The organism is Vibrio marisflavi CECT 7928, assembly GCF_921294215.1.
GTDB lineage: Bacteria > Pseudomonadota > Gammaproteobacteria > Enterobacterales > Vibrionaceae > Vibrio > Vibrio marisflavi.
This window is the reverse complement of sequence record NZ_CAKLDM010000002.1, coordinates 1,931,103-1,947,170: the sequence shown is the minus strand read 5'-3', so window position 1 is coordinate 1,947,170 and position 16,068 is coordinate 1,931,103. Positions and strand designations below refer to the sequence as shown.

At 43.3% G+C, this 16,068-nt stretch carries 16 protein-coding genes; 14 read left to right on the top strand and 2 right to left on the bottom strand.

Annotated elements, in window-relative coordinates:
* Positions 1-7: 7 nt before the first annotated feature.
* Positions 8-343 carry a flagellar biosynthesis anti-sigma factor FlgM gene (gene flgM, locus L7A31_RS15715; RefSeq protein ID WP_237362707.1) on the bottom strand — a complete coding sequence of 112 codons (336 nt, stop codon included), beginning with the start codon at positions 341-343 and terminating at the stop codon, positions 8-10.
* 117 nt (positions 344-460) lie between these two features.
* Complete coding sequence (flgA, locus tag L7A31_RS15710) at positions 461-1,207, bottom strand: flagellar basal body P-ring formation chaperone FlgA (RefSeq protein WP_237362706.1); 747 nt, start codon at positions 1,205-1,207, stop codon at positions 461-463.
* A gap of 78 nt (positions 1,208-1,285) precedes the next feature.
* Here flgA and L7A31_RS15705 point away from each other — a divergent pair, with 78 nt between their 5' ends.
* From L7A31_RS15705 to L7A31_RS15640, 14 genes are all read left to right on the top strand, one after another.
* On the top strand, positions 1,286-2,212 hold the full coding sequence (locus tag L7A31_RS15705; protein ID WP_237362705.1) for a chemotaxis protein: 927 nt from the start codon (positions 1,286-1,288) through the stop codon (positions 2,210-2,212).
* A 10-nt stretch (positions 2,213-2,222) separates the two neighbouring features.
* Positions 2,223-3,050 carry a protein-glutamate O-methyltransferase gene (locus L7A31_RS15700; RefSeq protein WP_237362704.1) on the top strand — a complete coding sequence of 276 codons (828 nt, stop codon included), beginning with the start codon at positions 2,223-2,225 and terminating at the stop codon, positions 3,048-3,050.
* Positions 3,051-3,259: 209 nt separating this feature from the next.
* Complete coding sequence (flgB, locus tag L7A31_RS15695; protein ID WP_237362703.1) at positions 3,260-3,655, top strand: flagellar basal body rod protein FlgB; 396 nt, start codon at positions 3,260-3,262, stop codon at positions 3,653-3,655.
* A gap of 4 nt (positions 3,656-3,659) precedes the next feature.
* Entirely contained in the window at positions 3,660-4,076 is a 417-nt protein-coding gene (gene flgC / locus L7A31_RS15690; RefSeq protein WP_237362702.1) for a flagellar basal body rod protein FlgC, read from the top strand.
* A gap of 12 nt (positions 4,077-4,088) precedes the next feature.
* Positions 4,089-4,796, top strand: a complete 708-nt coding sequence (flgD, locus tag L7A31_RS15685) for a flagellar hook assembly protein FlgD (protein ID WP_237362701.1) — start codon at positions 4,089-4,091, stop codon at positions 4,794-4,796.
* Between the two features lie 28 nt (positions 4,797-4,824).
* A complete protein-coding gene (flgE, locus tag L7A31_RS15680) occupies positions 4,825-6,129 on the top strand; it encodes a flagellar hook protein FlgE (RefSeq protein ID WP_237362700.1) in 1,305 nt (434 codons plus the stop codon).
* A 199-nt stretch (positions 6,130-6,328) separates the two neighbouring features.
* Positions 6,329-7,078, top strand: a complete 750-nt coding sequence (flgF, locus tag L7A31_RS15675; RefSeq protein WP_237362699.1) for a flagellar basal-body rod protein FlgF — start codon at positions 6,329-6,331, stop codon at positions 7,076-7,078.
* A 22-nt stretch (positions 7,079-7,100) separates the two neighbouring features.
* Positions 7,101-7,889 (top strand): flagellar basal-body rod protein FlgG, encoded by a 789-nt coding sequence (gene flgG / locus L7A31_RS15670; RefSeq protein WP_237362698.1) that lies wholly within the window; start codon positions 7,101-7,103, stop codon positions 7,887-7,889.
* A 20-nt stretch (positions 7,890-7,909) separates the two neighbouring features.
* Positions 7,910-8,692, top strand: a complete 783-nt coding sequence (gene flgH, locus L7A31_RS15665) for a flagellar basal body L-ring protein FlgH (protein ID WP_237362697.1) — start codon at positions 7,910-7,912, stop codon at positions 8,690-8,692.
* Between the two features lie 52 nt (positions 8,693-8,744).
* Positions 8,745-9,851 carry a flagellar basal body P-ring protein FlgI gene (locus L7A31_RS15660; RefSeq protein WP_237362696.1) on the top strand — a complete coding sequence of 369 codons (1,107 nt, stop codon included), beginning with the start codon at positions 8,745-8,747 and terminating at the stop codon, positions 9,849-9,851.
* 11 nt (positions 9,852-9,862) lie between these two features.
* On the top strand, positions 9,863-10,783 hold the full coding sequence (gene flgJ / locus L7A31_RS15655) for a flagellar assembly peptidoglycan hydrolase FlgJ (protein WP_237362695.1): 921 nt from the start codon (positions 9,863-9,865) through the stop codon (positions 10,781-10,783).
* Between the two features lie 196 nt (positions 10,784-10,979).
* A complete protein-coding gene (gene flgK / locus L7A31_RS15650) occupies positions 10,980-12,854 on the top strand; it encodes a flagellar hook-associated protein FlgK (RefSeq protein WP_237362694.1) in 1,875 nt (624 codons plus the stop codon).
* A 12-nt stretch (positions 12,855-12,866) separates the two neighbouring features.
* Complete coding sequence (gene flgL / locus L7A31_RS15645; protein ID WP_237362693.1) at positions 12,867-14,060, top strand: flagellar hook-associated protein FlgL; 1,194 nt, start codon at positions 12,867-12,869, stop codon at positions 14,058-14,060.
* Between the two features lie 407 nt (positions 14,061-14,467).
* Entirely contained in the window at positions 14,468-15,607 is a 1,140-nt protein-coding gene (locus tag L7A31_RS15640; protein ID WP_237362692.1) for a flagellin, read from the top strand.
* The last annotated feature ends 461 nt before the right edge of the window (positions 15,608-16,068 follow it).

The following is a 16,068-nucleotide window of genomic DNA, read 5'->3' as shown; positions in this document are numbered from 1 at the left end:
GACTTATTTATCCGTTGCCGTCAGAGTGTCCACGAAGTTCTTTTTCGAACTTAATGAGGTTATCAGCAAGCTTTTCAGGGTCCACAGTGTACGAGCCATTCGCAATCGCTTCTTTAATAGCGGCAACCTTAGCACTATCAAAGGCTGGCTTTGCTGCCATTTGATTGTGCATCTCACCGATTTCTTTGCCTTGTCGGCTTAAAGAAACGGCATCATCGCGCGTATTTGAAGCACTCTTTCTTGCTTCATCTGTATTTTTCGATGAGCTTGCATCCGAACGAGATGTATTCCTCGTAGTTGATGTCATCGATTGGCCAGAACGTATGTTATCTATACCTGCCATAAATAAGCCTTTTGCTAAAATCAGAACCTGTACAGTCAATATCGACCTTGAAAGGAATAACTTTAGTACTTTTTTCTTGACAATTCATCTATATGAATTAGGTACGTCATTTCAAGACTAAAACTGTACGGTTACTTCAGCGATTCCAGTCACTCTCCCTACAATTATACGGTTGGATTTGTTATTTTTCACTTTTATCTGTTCACCTTGTGACCCATCCGTTAAAGCAGTGCCCTTGGTAGTTATCGCCATTCCATTGTGAATTGCCTTTATCACGACACTTTCGTTCCGGCAAACAACACAAATGTCACTACTTTCAACGGCTTCTCCAGCGCGTAAGTTTCTTTTTAATTTTGCGCCAATAATTCCATTCACGGAAGAAAAACCTTGTCTACGTTGTCTTAGTAGATCTACCATTCCAATGTAAACATCACTTTTTGCAATAACTTGACCTCGGTTGAGGCTGTGTTTTGCAATAACTTGCGGCCCTGTGAGTGTGAGCCTAACAGGAACATAGACTCGCCAATTATCGCTAGGGCACTTGACCAAAACAGTGATATTACTGGCTGCTGGGTTTGATGATGTCGAAGATGTTTCTAGTGGTTCAGGGCAATTTGAAGCTCTAACTCTATTGTCAATATCGGCAGCATGAACCTCCAACTTAGTGCCAGACTCGGGCCTTACAGTGTTCAATACATGTTTTTGAGCTGCTTTCTGTATCTCAATTATTTGCTGTTTTGTCGCGGAATAACTGCTCGCACTAAATAAAACAAAGAAAAAGACCATAGATAAGTAAAAAACTTTCAATAAAGCTCTACACTTAGATATGGACAAAGGATATGAACGTATAGTTAAGTTGAACATTCTATTTCTCTGGTTTCCACTTCGCCAAAATTTAGACTATCACTTTTATTATACAAGTTTTCAGATGGAGATGAGCTTATGTCGGGTATTCTTGATTCGGTGAATCAGCGTACGCAACTCGTTGGTCAAAATAGATTGGAGCTATTGACGTTCCGGCTAATGGGTACTCAGCGTTATGGTATCAACGTATTTAAGGTCAAGGAAGTGCTTCAATGCCCTAAGCTTACTTCAATGCCAAATCTACATCGATTAGTACGAGGCGTCGCCCACATTCGTGGTCAGACGGTGTCTGTGATTGATTTGAGTATGGCTATAGGAGGTAGGCAAACCACAGATGTTGAAAAGTGCTTTGTAGTTATTGCTGAATTTAACCGCACAGTTCAGGCTTTCCTTGTTACTTCTGTGGAAAGAATCATCAACATGCATTGGGAGGCAATATTGCCGCCTCCAGAAGGTGCTGGCAAAGCGAATTATTTAACTGCGGTCACAAATATTGATAATGAGCTGGTTGAAATTCTCGATGTTGAGAAAATACTTGCTGAAATTGCACCTTTGGATGAAACAATGGATAGCTCCATTGGTGAAGAAATCGCTCAAGTGGAGACGGAAAAAGAAATTGTCCGTCGAATACTTATAGCCGATGATTCGACGGTAGCACGTCGTCAGGTAGAGAGAGCAATTACATCAATTGGATTTGAATGTGTAGCCGTCAAGGATGGTAAGGAAGCCTACGATAAGCTAATAGAGATGTTGGCTGATGGCAGCATATATGAGCAAATATCATTGGTCATTTCTGATATTGAAATGCCAGAAATGGATGGCTATACCTTAACTGCAGAAATTCGCCGCCATCCAGACTTGAAAGATTTGTACGTTATTCTTCATTCTTCATTAAGTGGTGTATTTAACCAAGCAATGGTTGAAAGAGTTGGTGCGAACTCATTTATAGCGAAATTTAATCCAGATGAATTAGGGAATGCGGTTAAAGCCGCAGTGAGCGAATAAAGAGACCTTAATGACAGCGATAACTATAAGCGATCAGGAGTATCGCGATTTTAGTCGTTTTTTAGAGTCCCAATGTGGCATTGTACTAGGGGACAGCAAGCAGTATTTAGTTCGGAGCCGTCTTAGCCCACTTGTGAGCAAGTTTAATTTGGGCTCACTATCCGATCTGCTGCGTGATGTGGTAACAGGCAGAAATCGAGAGCTGCGTGTTGCTGCTGTGGACGCCATGACAACGAACGAAACTCTTTGGTTTCGAGATACTTACCCATTTGATGTTTTGGCCAACAAACTTTTACCAGAAGTTGCGGCAAATAAACGCCCAATAAAAATTTGGTCTGCCGCTAGTTCCTCCGGGCAAGAACCTTATTCTATTGGTATGACTATATTGGAAACACAACAAAAGCGTCCCGGAATGCTATCTAGCGTCTCAATTACAGCCACCGATATTTCTGCAAGCATGCTTGATATGTGTCGTGCAGGCATCTATGACAACTTGGCACTAGGTCGAGGCCTGTCTCCAGAAAGACGTAGGACATTTTTTGAAGATGCTGGCGACGGTCGGATGAAGATTAAAGATAACGTTAAGCGTTTAGTGAACTTCAGACCACAAAACTTAATGGAAAGCTATGGCTTGCTCGGCAAGTTCGACATTATCTTTTGCCGTAATGTATTGATCTACTTCTCACCAGAAATGAAATCTCAAGTACTGAACCAAATGGCAAACAGCCTAAACCCTGGTGGTTACCTGTTATTGGGAGCATCGGAGTCACTTACTGGACTAACCGACCGTTTCGAAATGATTCGTTGTAATCCAGGTATTATTTATAAGTTGTTATAAAACATAAGACTAAAGATTTTTTCATCGAACCTAGAAGCCCAACATTGATGTTGGGCTTTTTAATATCCGCTTTTGAATTGGAGTATGAATTTGGGCCCACTAATTGCTTTATCCCAATTGTGAAAGCAAATATTCGATGAAGTTTAAAGTTGGTACGCATATTGCTTTTGATATTACCAGTAGGCAAAGAATTTAAGTTGAGGCAGTTTATGGCTATTTCTTTTGATAACGCATTAGGTATTCACCAATACACGGTGGGAGTACGCGAGCGCAACGCTGAAGTGATATCCACAAACATAGCCCAAGCGAATACGCCAGGTTTTAAAGCGAGAGGTATGGACTTTAAAAGAGCTTTGCAAGCGGCAACATCTGATGCCTCTATCTCGTTAAGTCGAACGGATGGTCGGCACATTCCTGCCTCTTTTACCGTCACTGGTGAAAAGCTTTACCGTATCCCGACTCAACCTGATACCGGAGACGGTAATACAGTAGACGTGGATTTAGAGCGTAATCTATTTATGCAAAATCAACTTCGTCATCAAGCTTCGATTGAATTTTTAGGTAGTAAGTTTAAAAACTTAACTAAAGCGATTAAAGGGGAGTAGTTAGATGAGCTTATTTAACGTATTCAATGTAACTGGTTCTGCAATGAGCGCTGAGTCTGTTCGTTTAAACACTACTTCTAGTAACTTAGCCAATGCCGACAGTGTTTCGAGCTCGGCGAAAGAGACATATAAAGCTCGCCATGCAGTATTTGGGGCAGAGCTCAACAAAGCGAGATACAACAAGGACGATAATGTTCCGGTAAGAGTGCTAGGCATTGTAGAAAGCAATAAGCCTCTTAGCGCAGAATACAACCCAGATCATCCACTTGCGAACGAAGAAGGCTATATTTATAAGTCTAACGTCAACGTAATGGAAGAAATGGCGAATATGATTTCTGCCTCTCGCGCATACCAAACTAACGTTCAGGTAGCGGACGCCAGCAAACAAATGCTGTTGCGTACGTTACAGATGGGACAATAAGGGAGTTAGCATATGGCTGGTATTGATAACCTAGGTCAAAGCGGCTTGTCCTATATCGACCAACTGAAGTCTCTTCAGGACAAGAACAAGCCAGATGAGACAACAGGTAAACAAGACCTGAAACAGGAAGATTTTTTGTCCCTGCTTACTAAGCAGTTGTCGCAACAAGATCCGTTTAAGCCAGTAAGTAACGATCAAATGATCGCACAGATGGCGTCATTCGCAACGGTGGACGGCATCGGTAAGATGAACACTCAGTTTGAAAATTTGAATGCTTCAATGACTTCAAACCAAGCGTTGCAAGCGTCGACGTTAGTTGGCCGTGATGTTTTAGTGCCCGGAGCGGCTGGGGTAAAACAGGCTAACGATGGTATGGCTGCAATGGTGAAGCTTCCACAGTCAATAAATAACTTAATGGTTAGAGTGGAAAATGAAGCAGGACAATTAGTTAGAACATTCGATGTTGGCTCTAAACCACCAGGTGACAGCCGAATCGAGTGGGACGGTAACGATGATAACGGTAATCCATTGCCAGCCGGCAAATACAAGGTGAGAGCCTCAGGTATGGCCGATGGAGAAAACCAAGAGTTCCCTGTCTCGACGTATGCTAACGTCAACAGTGTACTTCTTGGTAAAGGTGATGGAAATGTACTGCTCAATCTGGCTGGTTTTGATTCACCAGTTCGACTTGCTGAAGTACTAGAAGTTGGCAAAGCGTAATCGCGCTAGCTAGAGAGGAGATTCTAATATGTCATACGTAGCGTTAAGCGGGATATCCGCAGCACAGCTGGACTTGAACACGACCAGTAACAACATCGCGAATGCGAACACCTACGGCTTTAAAGAGTCACGTGCAGAGTTTGGTGATGTGTATTCTAATTCGTTGTTTACCCAAGCCAAAACAACTCCAGGACAAGGTGTTCAAGCGAACAAGGTTGCTCAGCAATTCCATGAAGGTTCCAGTGTCTATACCAACAACCCAATGGATTTGCGTATTTCAGGTACGGGCTACTTCGCTGTGGCAAAAGATCGCCTCGTTCCGCAGCAAAATGAGTTAACCCGTAACGGTGCTTTCCACCTAAATAAAGATAACTACATGGTTACATCGAACGATGAGTTTGTTCTTGGTTACCAAGTAAATAAGGATACGGGTGATGTGCTTTCTTACGAACCTTCGCCACTGAATATTCCTGCTGAATTTGGTAAACCGAAAGAGACGTCAAACATTGAGGCTGGATTCAACCTTCCAGCCAACGGTGAACTAAAAAACCCAGCGCTGTTTGACTATACCGATCCTGAAACTTATAACCGTTCGACGTCATCCACGATTTATGACTCAATGGGCTCATCGTATAAACTGACGGCGTATTATCTAAAAGACCAAAACCAAGCAAATACTTGGCAAGCGTACTACACAGTGACAGACAGTGAAGGTGAGAAGCCAGTCAATATTGTTGGTGGTGACGCAACAAATGCACTGGGCCAAGTCGGTAATACGCTGAAGTTTAATAATGACGGCACTTTGGCGAGCATCAACAGTGGTAATAACGTTGTGACAGAACCATTAGGTGAAGGTGCGAATCCAATTAACCTAAACGGTGCCGACGGGCTTCAAAAAATATCTTTCGGTTTAGATTCTGCGACACAATTTGCCGCCCCATTTGAATTGACTAAGTTCGACCAAGATGGCGCGACAACCGGTTTCTTAACCAAAGTTGACTTTGATGAAAACGGTAGTGTTCTTGGTACCTATTCGAATGGTCAGAATATCATCCTAGGCCGCTTGGCATTGGTGAGGGTTGCCAATGACCAAGGTCTTGACAAGAAAAGTGGTACTCAATGGGATGCGACTCAGTTCTCTGGTCATAAAATTTGGGGTGAGTCGAATAAAGGGTCATTTGGTGGTGTCAGTAGTGGTACGTTAGAGCAGTCCAACATCGATATGACCCAAGAGCTGGTGGACTTAATTACCGCGCAGCGTAACTTCCAAGCAAACTCACGTTCGCTTGAAGTACACAACCAACTACAACAAAACATCCTACAAATCCGTTAATTCGGTTCGTCTACAAGGCGGCAGACAAGCTCACCCCCAGGCAAAATATTGCTGAGTTTATCTGCCGCTTTTATTTACCTCCGCTTTATATTGAGCATAAAACTCTCTACTGCATTCTATCTATTTGTAAAATAATGATAAATCAACTTGGCACATGAATTGCTTTACCTAGTGTATTGAGATTAGGGAGAGCCGTTTTATGGATCGTTCACTGTACTTGGCAATGAGTGGCGCAAAGCAGAATATGCAGGCTATGCAGCTTAGAGCCAATAACCTCGCAAATGTAAGCACTACAGGTTTTCGTGCTGATTTAGAGCAAGCTCGTTCCATGCAAGCATATGGTGAAGGTTTGCCAACTCGTGTATTTAGCATGACCGAAAGGCCAGGGAACAACTTTGAACAGGGCAGTGTCATTACCACAGGTAGAGATCTCGATGTAACTGTGCAAGGTGACGGTTGGATTTCTGTGCTTGATGCAGCGGGAAAGGAAGGCTTGACTCGTGACGGCAACCTCAAAATCAACCCTAATGGTCTCTTGGTAAATAGCCGAGGCCATGCAGTCTTAGGGGAAACAGGTGCACCGATCACTTTACCAATCCCTATTAGCAAAGTAGAAATTGGCAATGACGGTACTATCTCAGTGGTGCCGCAAGGTGCTCCCGCAGATGCGATTGAAACTGTTGACCGAATCAAACTAACAAAAATCGACAATAAAACATTATATAAGGACAGTGTGGGTTTATTTCGCTCGAAAGATCCCAACGCGGTTTATGAGGCAGACGCCCAAATCAAATTACTTACTGGTGCTCTTGAAGGCAGTAACGTCAACGCCGTCGGTGAAATGACTAACTTGATTGACTTGCAAAGGCAGTTTGAAATGCAAGTAAAAATGATGAGCACTGCAGAAGATATGGACAAGGCATCCGATACGTTATTGCGGATGGGCTAGTTAGCGCTTTAAGGAGAATATTATGCAACCAGCATTGTGGGTAAGTAAGACTGGCCTAGACGCTCAGCAAACAAACATTTCAACTATTTCCAATAACTTGGCCAACGCATCGACTATTGGCTTCAAAAAGGGACGTGCTGTCTTTGAAGATTTGTTCTATCAAAATATTAATCAGCCGGGTGCCCAGTCTTCGCAAAATACTGAGTTACCAAGTGGTTTAATGCTAGGTGCAGGTTCAAAGGTAGTCGCGACACAAAAAGTACATACAAATGGTAACGCGCAAACTACCTCAAACTCACTTGATATGATGATTGAAGGTGACGGTTTTTTCCAGATACTGATGCCAGACGGCAACATCGGTTACACCAGAAATGGTCAGTTTACACTGAATGGTGAAGGCATGATTGTTACCTCTGGTAGCGGCTACCCTTTACAGCCTGAGATAGTCGTACCTGACAATGCGATTTCAATAACTGTCGGTACTGATGGTGAAGTATCAGCTCGCATCCGAGGACAACAAGACAATCAAGTGCTAGGGCAAATCACTACCACAGATTTCATCAACCCAGGCGGCCTTGAACCTATCGGGCAAAACTTATATTTGCCGACAGGTGCGAGTGGAGACCCTCAGGAAGGAGTGGCTGGTCTTGATGGGTTTGGTGATATTCGCCAGTCCATGTTGGAAACCTCCAACGTAAATGTGACTGAAGAGTTAGTCAACATGATTGAAGCTCAGAGAGTCTATGAGATGAACTCCAAAGTCATTTCTGCTGTAGACAAGATGCTTAGCTTTGTTAATCAGCAACTGTAGTGGATAAGTGAGGTAGCATCATGATTCGCCTATTAGCTTTAATTTCTATCGCACTTCTTTCTGGTTGCACGCTGATTGACGGGCCGATTGAAACCCCGGAGCAGATAGCAGGAACGACAACTGTTGATGCAGTAGAGGGAGACAAGGCCGAAGAAGAGAGCCAGTCTGGGATTGTTGATACTCTTCGCGGTCGAACCGACCCTATTGCTGGCGACCCAGCTTGGGCTCCTATTCACCCTAAACACAAGCCATCACACTATATCGCTGAAACTGGCTCTTTATTTAGCTCTGTCGGTGTGAATAGCTTATATGATGACTCAAAGCCAAGAGCAGTCGGTGACATTATCACAGTAACTTTGGATGAAAATACCAAAGCAGCCAAAAGTGCAGATGCTGACTTGTCCAAAAGTAACGATGATTCAATGGATCCACTTAGCGTAGGTGGCCAAGAGCTCAAGATTAAAGACTATAACTTTTCATATAGCTTAAAGAGCGACAATAAATTCAGTGGCAGCGCGGCAGCCAATCAGAGCAACAGTATTAGCGGTTCGATTACGGTTGAAGTGATTGAAGTACTGGCGAACGGCAATTTGGTTATTCGTGGTGAGAAATGGCTGACTCTAAACGCTGGAGATGAGTACATTCGCTTAAGTGGAACCATTCGACCTGACGATATTACTTTCGATAATACTATCGCGTCCAACCGAATTTCTAATGCTCGAATCCAATATTCTGGTACAGGAACCAACCAAGATATGCAGGAACCTGGATTCTTGGCACGATTCTTTAATGTCGCTCTATAGTGTCGGTTTGATGACATTGATGGAATAGATTACACAAGGTAAGGGATATACGATGATAAGAACGCAACTTTTAATATTGGGATTTCTTACCTTTTTGTCAGCCGCTATTGCCGCAACCGCAAGTGCAGCCCGTATCAAAGATATAGCGGAAATATCTGGAGTTCGTAGCAACCAGTTGATTGGCTATGGTTTGGTGACAGGCTTACCTGGAACAGGAGAGTCAACCCCTTTTACCGACCAAAGCTTTAATGCCATGCTCGAGAGATTCGGCATTCAGTTGCCACCGGGCACTAAACCAAAAACCAAAAACGTTGCTGCCGTTATTGTCACTGCTGACTTACCTCCTTTTGCTAAACAAGGTCAGACGGTAGACGTGACCGTATCTTCTATCGGTGCGGCAAAAAGCCTGCGTGGTGGTACCTTAGTGCAAACCTTCTTAAAAGGTGTCGACGGTAATGTTTATGCTGTTGCTCAAGGAAACCTAGTTGTAAGTGGCTTCAGTGCTTCTGGGGCGGATGGTTCAAAGCTGGTGGGTAATAACCCAGCTGTTGGATTGATTTCTCGTGGAGCTACAGTTGAAAAAGAAGTGCCGACTCCTTTCGGTCGTGGTGATTACATCACGTTTAACTTAGTTGACCCAGATTTTACGACCGCTCAGCGACTAGCCGATACCGTGAACAACTTTCTCGGACCTAACATGGCATCTGCGGTTGATTCAACATCTATAAAAGTCCGAGCTCCAAGAGATATAAGTCAGCGTGTCGCATTTTTATCAGCAGTTGAAAACTTAGAGTTTAAAACTGCTGATGGTGCTGCAAAAATTATTGTTAATTCTCGCACAGGTACCATTGTCGTTGGTAGCCATGTGAGATTAAAGCCTGCTGCTGTTACCCATGGTGGCATGACTGTCGCAATCAAAGAAAACTGGAACGTCAGTCAGCCAAACCCTTATTCAACAGGCCAAACCGTCGTGACACCTGATTCTGATATTCAGGTAAAAGAAAAAAAGGGCAAAATGTTCAAATTTGCACCGGGCCCAACATTGGATGAGCTGGTTAGAGCGGTAAACGAAGTCGGTGCTGCGCCTTCAGATTTGATGGCTATTCTTCAAGCATTAAAGCAAGCTGGCGCGATTGAAGGCCAATTGATTATCATCTAAGGGGTATGACAATGATAGACAATGGCAACGATATTGGTTTTATTCACGACTTGGCGAGTTTAGACAAGCTGCGTCAGCAAGGTGTCAGTGGTGACAAGGATAGCGAAAAAGCGGCGCTAACCGCTGCAGCTAAGCAGTTTGAAGCCATTTTTACTTCTATGCTATTCAAATCCATGCGTAACGCGAATTCGGCTTTCGAGTCAGATATGACCAACAGCCAAAATGGTCAGTTTTATCGCAATATGCTTGATGAGCAGATGGCGAGTGACTTAAGTTCTTCTGGCTCTCTTGGCTTAGCAGACATGATTGTTGCTCAGTTAAGTAAAGGGCAAATTGACAACCCTGACGCGCAAGCTCGTTCCTCCAATTTTGATGATGTGATGAAAAAAGTGCATCGATATAACCAGAAAGTGGATGCAAACGTGCAGCCACAAGTAGCTTCTGTGACGAAAACTACTTCTCCTGTGTCATTTTCTTCCCCAGAGTCATTTATTTCATCAATGCGCCCGTATGCCGACCAAGCAGCAAAAGCTCTTGGTGTGGACTCCTCTTTGCTACTAGCTCAAGCTGCGCTCGAAACCGGTTGGGGGCAAAAAGTGGTGAAAAATAGTCTAGGTAGTAGTAACAACTTATTTAATATAAAAGCGGATAGAAGCTGGCAAGGTAACAAAGTATCTACTCAAACGCTGGAATACCAAGATGGCATGCCTGTCGTAGAGCAAGCCGCGTTCCGCTCGTACGACAGCTATCAAGACAGTTTCAACGATTACGTTCAGTTTCTTAATAGCAATCCGCGTTACGCTAATACGCTTGCTAGTCAATCAAATTCTGAAGGGTTTATTCGTGGTATTCACCAAGCAGGTTATGCTACAGACCCACAATATTCCGAGAAAATCCTGAGAATTAAACAACGTATTGATAAAATGAACTAGCCTCAACCGAGTTAAGTTCATTGGTTTTCTATCACTAAGCTTCTTCTATGAATGTGGTGATCATTCACTCCTATCCAATTGTTTCCAAAGTATTAGTCCTCCCTATAAAACTCTAAATATACTCGATGGCACGTATTTTGCTCTAGTTACTAATAGATTCAGTAACTACTGATTTTTGCAACACTTTGGGGGCAATATGTCATCGGATATTCTGAATGTGGGACTGCAAGGCGTCCTCACTGCTCAGAAACAGCTAAATACCACTGGTCACAATATTTCTAATGTGAATACAGAAGGTTATAGCCGTCAGTCCGTCGTTCAGGCTACCAACATGCCAAGACGATACGGAGGCGAGACCTATGGCATGGGTGTGCATGTGGAAAAAGTTCGCCGCTCGTGGGACCAATTTGCCGTTAATGAGTTGAATCTATCGACTACCAACTTTGCCAACAAGAAAGACGTTGAAGAAAATCTACAAATGTTAGTGGATATGCTGTCTTCGGTTGCCTCTAAAAAAATACCTGAGCATTTTAACGAGTGGTTTGATGCAGTTAAAACACTTGCCGATAGCCCGAATGATGTTGGCGCCCGAAAAATAGTACTGGAAAAAGCAGAGCTTATCAGCAAGAGCATGAATGAGTTCTATGATACGGTGCGTCGTCAATCTGAAGTGTCTAATAGTAAGCTTGAAATGGGCATAGAGCGTGTAAACCAATTGGGCCTTGAGCTAAGAGATCTCCAGCGCTTGATGATGAGAACACCTGGTCCCCATAATGACTTGATGGATGAGCATGAAAGGCTTATTGCAGAATTGTCGGAATATACAAAAGTGACAGTCACTCCGCGTAAAGGAGCTGACGGCTTCAATATTCTAATCGGCAACGGACACACACTCGTTTCAGGGACAGAGTCCAGCACGCTTAAGCTGATTGATGGTTACCCCGATGTACATAAAAAACGCTTAGCCATGATCGAGGGTAAAGGCGTGAAAGCGATCGGAAGTACCGATATTGATGGCAAAATTGGCTCAATGATGGATATGCGTGACCACGATATTCCGCTGATTATGGATCAGTTAGGCCGGATGGCTGCGATATTCTCTTACCAAGTAAATAAATTGCAATCACAAGGGCTAGATCTGCGTGGGAATATTGGCCGTAATATTTTCACTGACGTGAACACTGAAACTATCGCTAAATCTCGTATCGTAACTTATGGTGATTCAACGGCTGATCTAGCTGCGTTTATTGAAGATCCAAGCCAGATTAGAGCGGGTGAATACTCACTAAAATATGATGGTAGCGACTACACCATTACCAAGCCTTCTGGAGAGATGCTAACGGTCCCTGTGGTTGGTGGAGCTATTTTGATTGACGGTATGAAGGTTGAGATTCGCAACGACTTAGCGAAAGGTGAAAGGGTACTCATTCGGCCAACTCGCCGCGCGGCTGAGCAAATGAAGATGGAAACCAATGATGCAACGGCTATTGCCGCTCAAAGTTACGAGGCATCTACAACGTTTGCACAAGGTAGTGCGAAATTCAACATTTTAAAAGCAGGACAGCTTAGAGAGTTTGAAGTATTGGTTTCACCTCTTGGCGATCAATTTGTGGTGACAGATACAAAGGGCAAACCTCTTACCCAGCCACAGGATTATCCACCTTCTGGCCCTGTAACAGTGCAGGGAACGACCTTTGAGCTTACAGCAGGCGCTCTGCCGAATGATAAATTTACCGCAAACTTAGTACCATCAGAAGGTGATAACGGCAACTTGCTGAAGATGCAGAACTTGCAAACAGAAAAAACGCTGAACAACGGTGAGTCTACTGTTCTTGACGTTTACCACAACCTAAGCTCTGAGATTGGTTTAAGGACTGCAACGGCTTCTCGCTTAACAGATATTTCTCGCTTGGAGAAAGAATCAGCACAAGAGCGAATTGCTTCTATATCTGGGGTTAACTTGGATGAAGAGGCGGCAAATATGATGAAGTTTCAGCAAACTTACATGGCTTCTTCGCGCATAATGCAGGCCGCGAATGATACCTTTAACACCATTTTGCAGCTGAGATAGGGGAGGTAGAGTATGCTTAATCGAATTTCTAGCTTCCATAACTATCAGTCGATACAAAATGATATCAGGCGGCAAGAGGCAAAAATTCACCACAACCAAGCTCAACTTGCCTCCGGTAAAAAATTGCTATCGCCAAGTGATGACCCGTTAGCCGCCCACTATATTCAAGAGCTCGGGCAGCAGTCAGAACAAATTCGACAGTACTTGAGTGCTATAACATTGGTTCGAAACCGTTTAGAGAACCATGAAGTTATTATCGACAATGCAGAGAATTTTACGGACGAAGCCCGCCGTACACTGATGGAAATGATCAATGGTTCACTATCTGCAGAAGATAGAGAAGCTATGAAACGTGAGTTGACTGAATTAGCAGATAACTTTTTGGTTCTATCCAACGTACAAGACGCATCAGGTAACTACATATTTTCTGGTACTAAGCCCAAGACCCAGCCATTTTTTAGAGACAATGAAGGTCGTGTGACATACAACGGTGACGACTATCAGCGCAAAATGAAGGTGGCGAACAGCTTAGAGGTACCGATCAATGATCCGGGTAGTAAGGTGTTCATGGAGATCGATAATCCATTCGGTGACTATGAACCTCAGTACCAATTGCAGGAAGGTTCAGAGCTGTTATTTGAAAGAGCGAGAAATCTTGATCCTGATGATAAGTCTATCTATACCGTTACTTTCAACGAACTGCCAAATGGCCAGTTTGGTTACCAGCTTGAGCAAGATGGTAGTACTGTCCAATCGGGAGAATATGATTCCTCTGTGGGCATCAAATATAACGAACTGACTATCCAGCTTAAAGGCCAAGTGACGGCAGGAGACTCACTTTCACTTGAGCCAAGGAAAACATTTAGCGTATTTGACACTTTTAAAGATGCGCTAGAGTATTCGACAGGTTCTGTTTCCGATGCCTCAAATACCGCCAAACTTCAACAATTGGTTCAAGAATTTCATGCAGCATTTATTCATTTGAATAAAGCTCGTTCCGACGTTGGTGCAAGACTTAGCACCATCGACTTTCAAGAACAGCAGCATGAAGACTTCCAGCTTTCTTTGAAAAAATCCAAAAGTACATTTGAGGATTTGGATTACGCTCAAGCGGTTATCGAGTTTAACGAGAACGAGCGAGCGCTAAAAGCTTCCCAATTGGCTTTCGGCAAAACCAAAGACTTAACATTATTTAACTATATCTAATTCAGCCAATATCCTTTCAATTCGTTGAGTGGATATTGGCTATCTTTGTCGCCTTATGTGCTATGCCATATGTGCGAAGAGAATACTGGGATTACTAACCCTAACCTGTTATTGCCGCAGTAATTACCTAATGCGGCAATCAAACGGCAAACGGTAGGTAGTGAGCAATAACTAACAATTTATTTCTTCCTTTTTATTATTTAAATGGTTGAAATTAAATAGTTTAAAATTATTTTGGATGTAAGTTTAAAAGTTGGCACGCTAATTGGATTAACTAGATTAGAGTGAATAAAAACGGCAATTCATTTCGCTATAGAAAATAACATTGCCCATACGGTCAGTACCTCCAACTGAGATTAAGCTGGCCGCTTCGCAAGGAGTTGCGAACTCACTAGGAGTGCAAACTTATGACCATTACAGTAAATACTAACGTCTCAGCACTAACTGCTCAGCGTTACTTAAATAAAGCCACTGGCGAGCTTAATACATCGATGGAACGATTGTCTTCGGGTAACCGGATCAATAGCGCTAAAGATGATGCAGCCGGTTTGCAGATTTCGAACCGTTTGACTGCTCAGTCAAGAGGTTTAGATGTAGCAATGCGTAACGCGAATGACGGTATCTCTATTGCGCAGACTGCCGAAGGGGCAATGAATGAAGCAACCAATGTACTTGTTCGTATGCGAGACTTAGCTTTGCAATCAGCAAATGGCACCAACTCAGCGTCAGAGCGGATTGCGTTAGACCAAGAGTCTCGTGCGTTGCAGACAGAGTTAAACCGTATTGCAGAGACCACTTCTTTTGGTGGGCGTAAGCTACTTAATGGTTCGTTTGGAGAGTCTGCTTTCCAAATAGGTGCGAGCTCTGGTGAAGCAATGATCATTAGTTTAACGAGTATTCGTGCTGATGAGCCTCAAATGGGTGGTCAATCTTTTGTAGCAAACAATGGAAAGGGTGAAAGTTGGGGAGTGCCAGCTAACGCCAGGGACTTAAAATTTGAATTCACAACGCCTGATGGCGAGCAGCAGGTCATCGATATCGCGGCTAAACCGGGTGATGATATAGAAGAACTAGCCACTTACATTAACGGTCAGAGTCACTTGTTCAAGGCGTCGGTTGATGGTGAAGGTAAGCTGCAGCTGTTTTTTGCTGAGCCAAATATCCGCGGTAACTTGAATATTTCTGGCGGGCTAGCAACTGAGCTTGGTTTAGAAGGTGGACCAGGGCAGCTAACCACGGTGAGAGATATTGATATCACGACGGTTGGAGGTTCGCAAAACGGTGTTGCTGTTATCGATGGAGCACTCAGATATATTGATTCGCAACGAGCTGAGCTCGGTGCGAAACAAAACAGGCTAAGCCACAGTATTAATAACTTAGCTAACATTCAAGAAAACGTAGAAGCGTCGAATAGTCGAATAAAAGACACGGACTTTGCGAAAGAAACAACGCAACTTACCAAGTCACAAATATTGCAGCAAGCTGGTACTTCGATACTGGCCCAAGCAAAACAGTTGCCAAACTCTGCATTATCGTTGTTGCAGTAGTTTTAGGGACCCTCTACAGCCAATATTTCAGACGTGAGATATTGTAGAGTTACCTTTGGCAAGGCAGGGTTATCAATGATTATAAAACTCTCTCACTGTTGTATCGTTTTGTAATTGTCGTTAATCGTGTACTAGGTCAGCTAGATATGTGTCATTTCTCTTGATCTCCACATTGGCTCTGACCACCCAAATAGCCCCGGTTCTCTCAAAGGAAAGGGGCTTTTTCTTTCCTTATCGCAAAATTATGGCAAAATTTTGAAGCCCTATGGGTGTCCACTACCCAATTAACCTACCGAGGAATAATTTTTTTGAACTATTAGTGACTACTGTAACGTCATGAGTAAAATATCAGTATTCTATAAGGTAATTTCGTATCTAACCTGCTGGATTGTATGACAATAATTAATTTGGTGACTCTATGTCGAGAATCAATTTGTCTTGTATATATATTCTTTTGGCCA

Excerpts from the sequence above, each read along its gene's own strand:
- flgE (WP_237362700.1), top strand. The coding sequence starts at position 4,825 with ATGTCATACGTAGCGTTAAGCGGGATATCCGCAGCACAGCTGGACTTG.
- L7A31_RS15700 (WP_237362704.1), top strand. The coding sequence starts at position 2,223 with ATGACAGCGATAACTATAAGCGATCAGGAGTATCGCGATTTTAGTCGT.
- L7A31_RS15705 (WP_237362705.1), top strand. The coding sequence starts at position 1,286 with ATGTCGGGTATTCTTGATTCGGTGAATCAGCGTACGCAACTCGTTGGT.
- flgM (WP_237362707.1), bottom strand. The coding sequence starts at position 343 with ATGGCAGGTATAGATAACATACGTTCTGGCCAATCGATGACATCAACT.
- flgA (WP_237362706.1), bottom strand. The coding sequence starts at position 1,207 with ATGTTCAACTTAACTATACGTTCATATCCTTTGTCCATATCTAAGTGT.
- flgD (WP_237362701.1), top strand. The coding sequence starts at position 4,089 with ATGGCTGGTATTGATAACCTAGGTCAAAGCGGCTTGTCCTATATCGAC.
- L7A31_RS15660 (WP_237362696.1), top strand. The coding sequence starts at position 8,745 with ATGATAAGAACGCAACTTTTAATATTGGGATTTCTTACCTTTTTGTCA.
- flgH (WP_237362697.1), top strand. The coding sequence starts at position 7,910 with ATGATTCGCCTATTAGCTTTAATTTCTATCGCACTTCTTTCTGGTTGC.
- flgJ (WP_237362695.1), top strand. The coding sequence starts at position 9,863 with ATGATAGACAATGGCAACGATATTGGTTTTATTCACGACTTGGCGAGT.
- L7A31_RS15640 (WP_237362692.1), top strand. The coding sequence starts at position 14,468 with ATGACCATTACAGTAAATACTAACGTCTCAGCACTAACTGCTCAGCGT.
- flgK (WP_237362694.1), top strand. The coding sequence starts at position 10,980 with ATGTCATCGGATATTCTGAATGTGGGACTGCAAGGCGTCCTCACTGCT.
- flgF (WP_237362699.1), top strand. The coding sequence starts at position 6,329 with ATGGATCGTTCACTGTACTTGGCAATGAGTGGCGCAAAGCAGAATATG.
- flgG (WP_237362698.1), top strand. The coding sequence starts at position 7,101 with ATGCAACCAGCATTGTGGGTAAGTAAGACTGGCCTAGACGCTCAGCAA.
- flgB (WP_237362703.1), top strand. The coding sequence starts at position 3,260 with ATGGCTATTTCTTTTGATAACGCATTAGGTATTCACCAATACACGGTG.
- flgC (WP_237362702.1), top strand. The coding sequence starts at position 3,660 with ATGAGCTTATTTAACGTATTCAATGTAACTGGTTCTGCAATGAGCGCT.
- flgL (WP_237362693.1), top strand. The coding sequence starts at position 12,867 with ATGCTTAATCGAATTTCTAGCTTCCATAACTATCAGTCGATACAAAAT.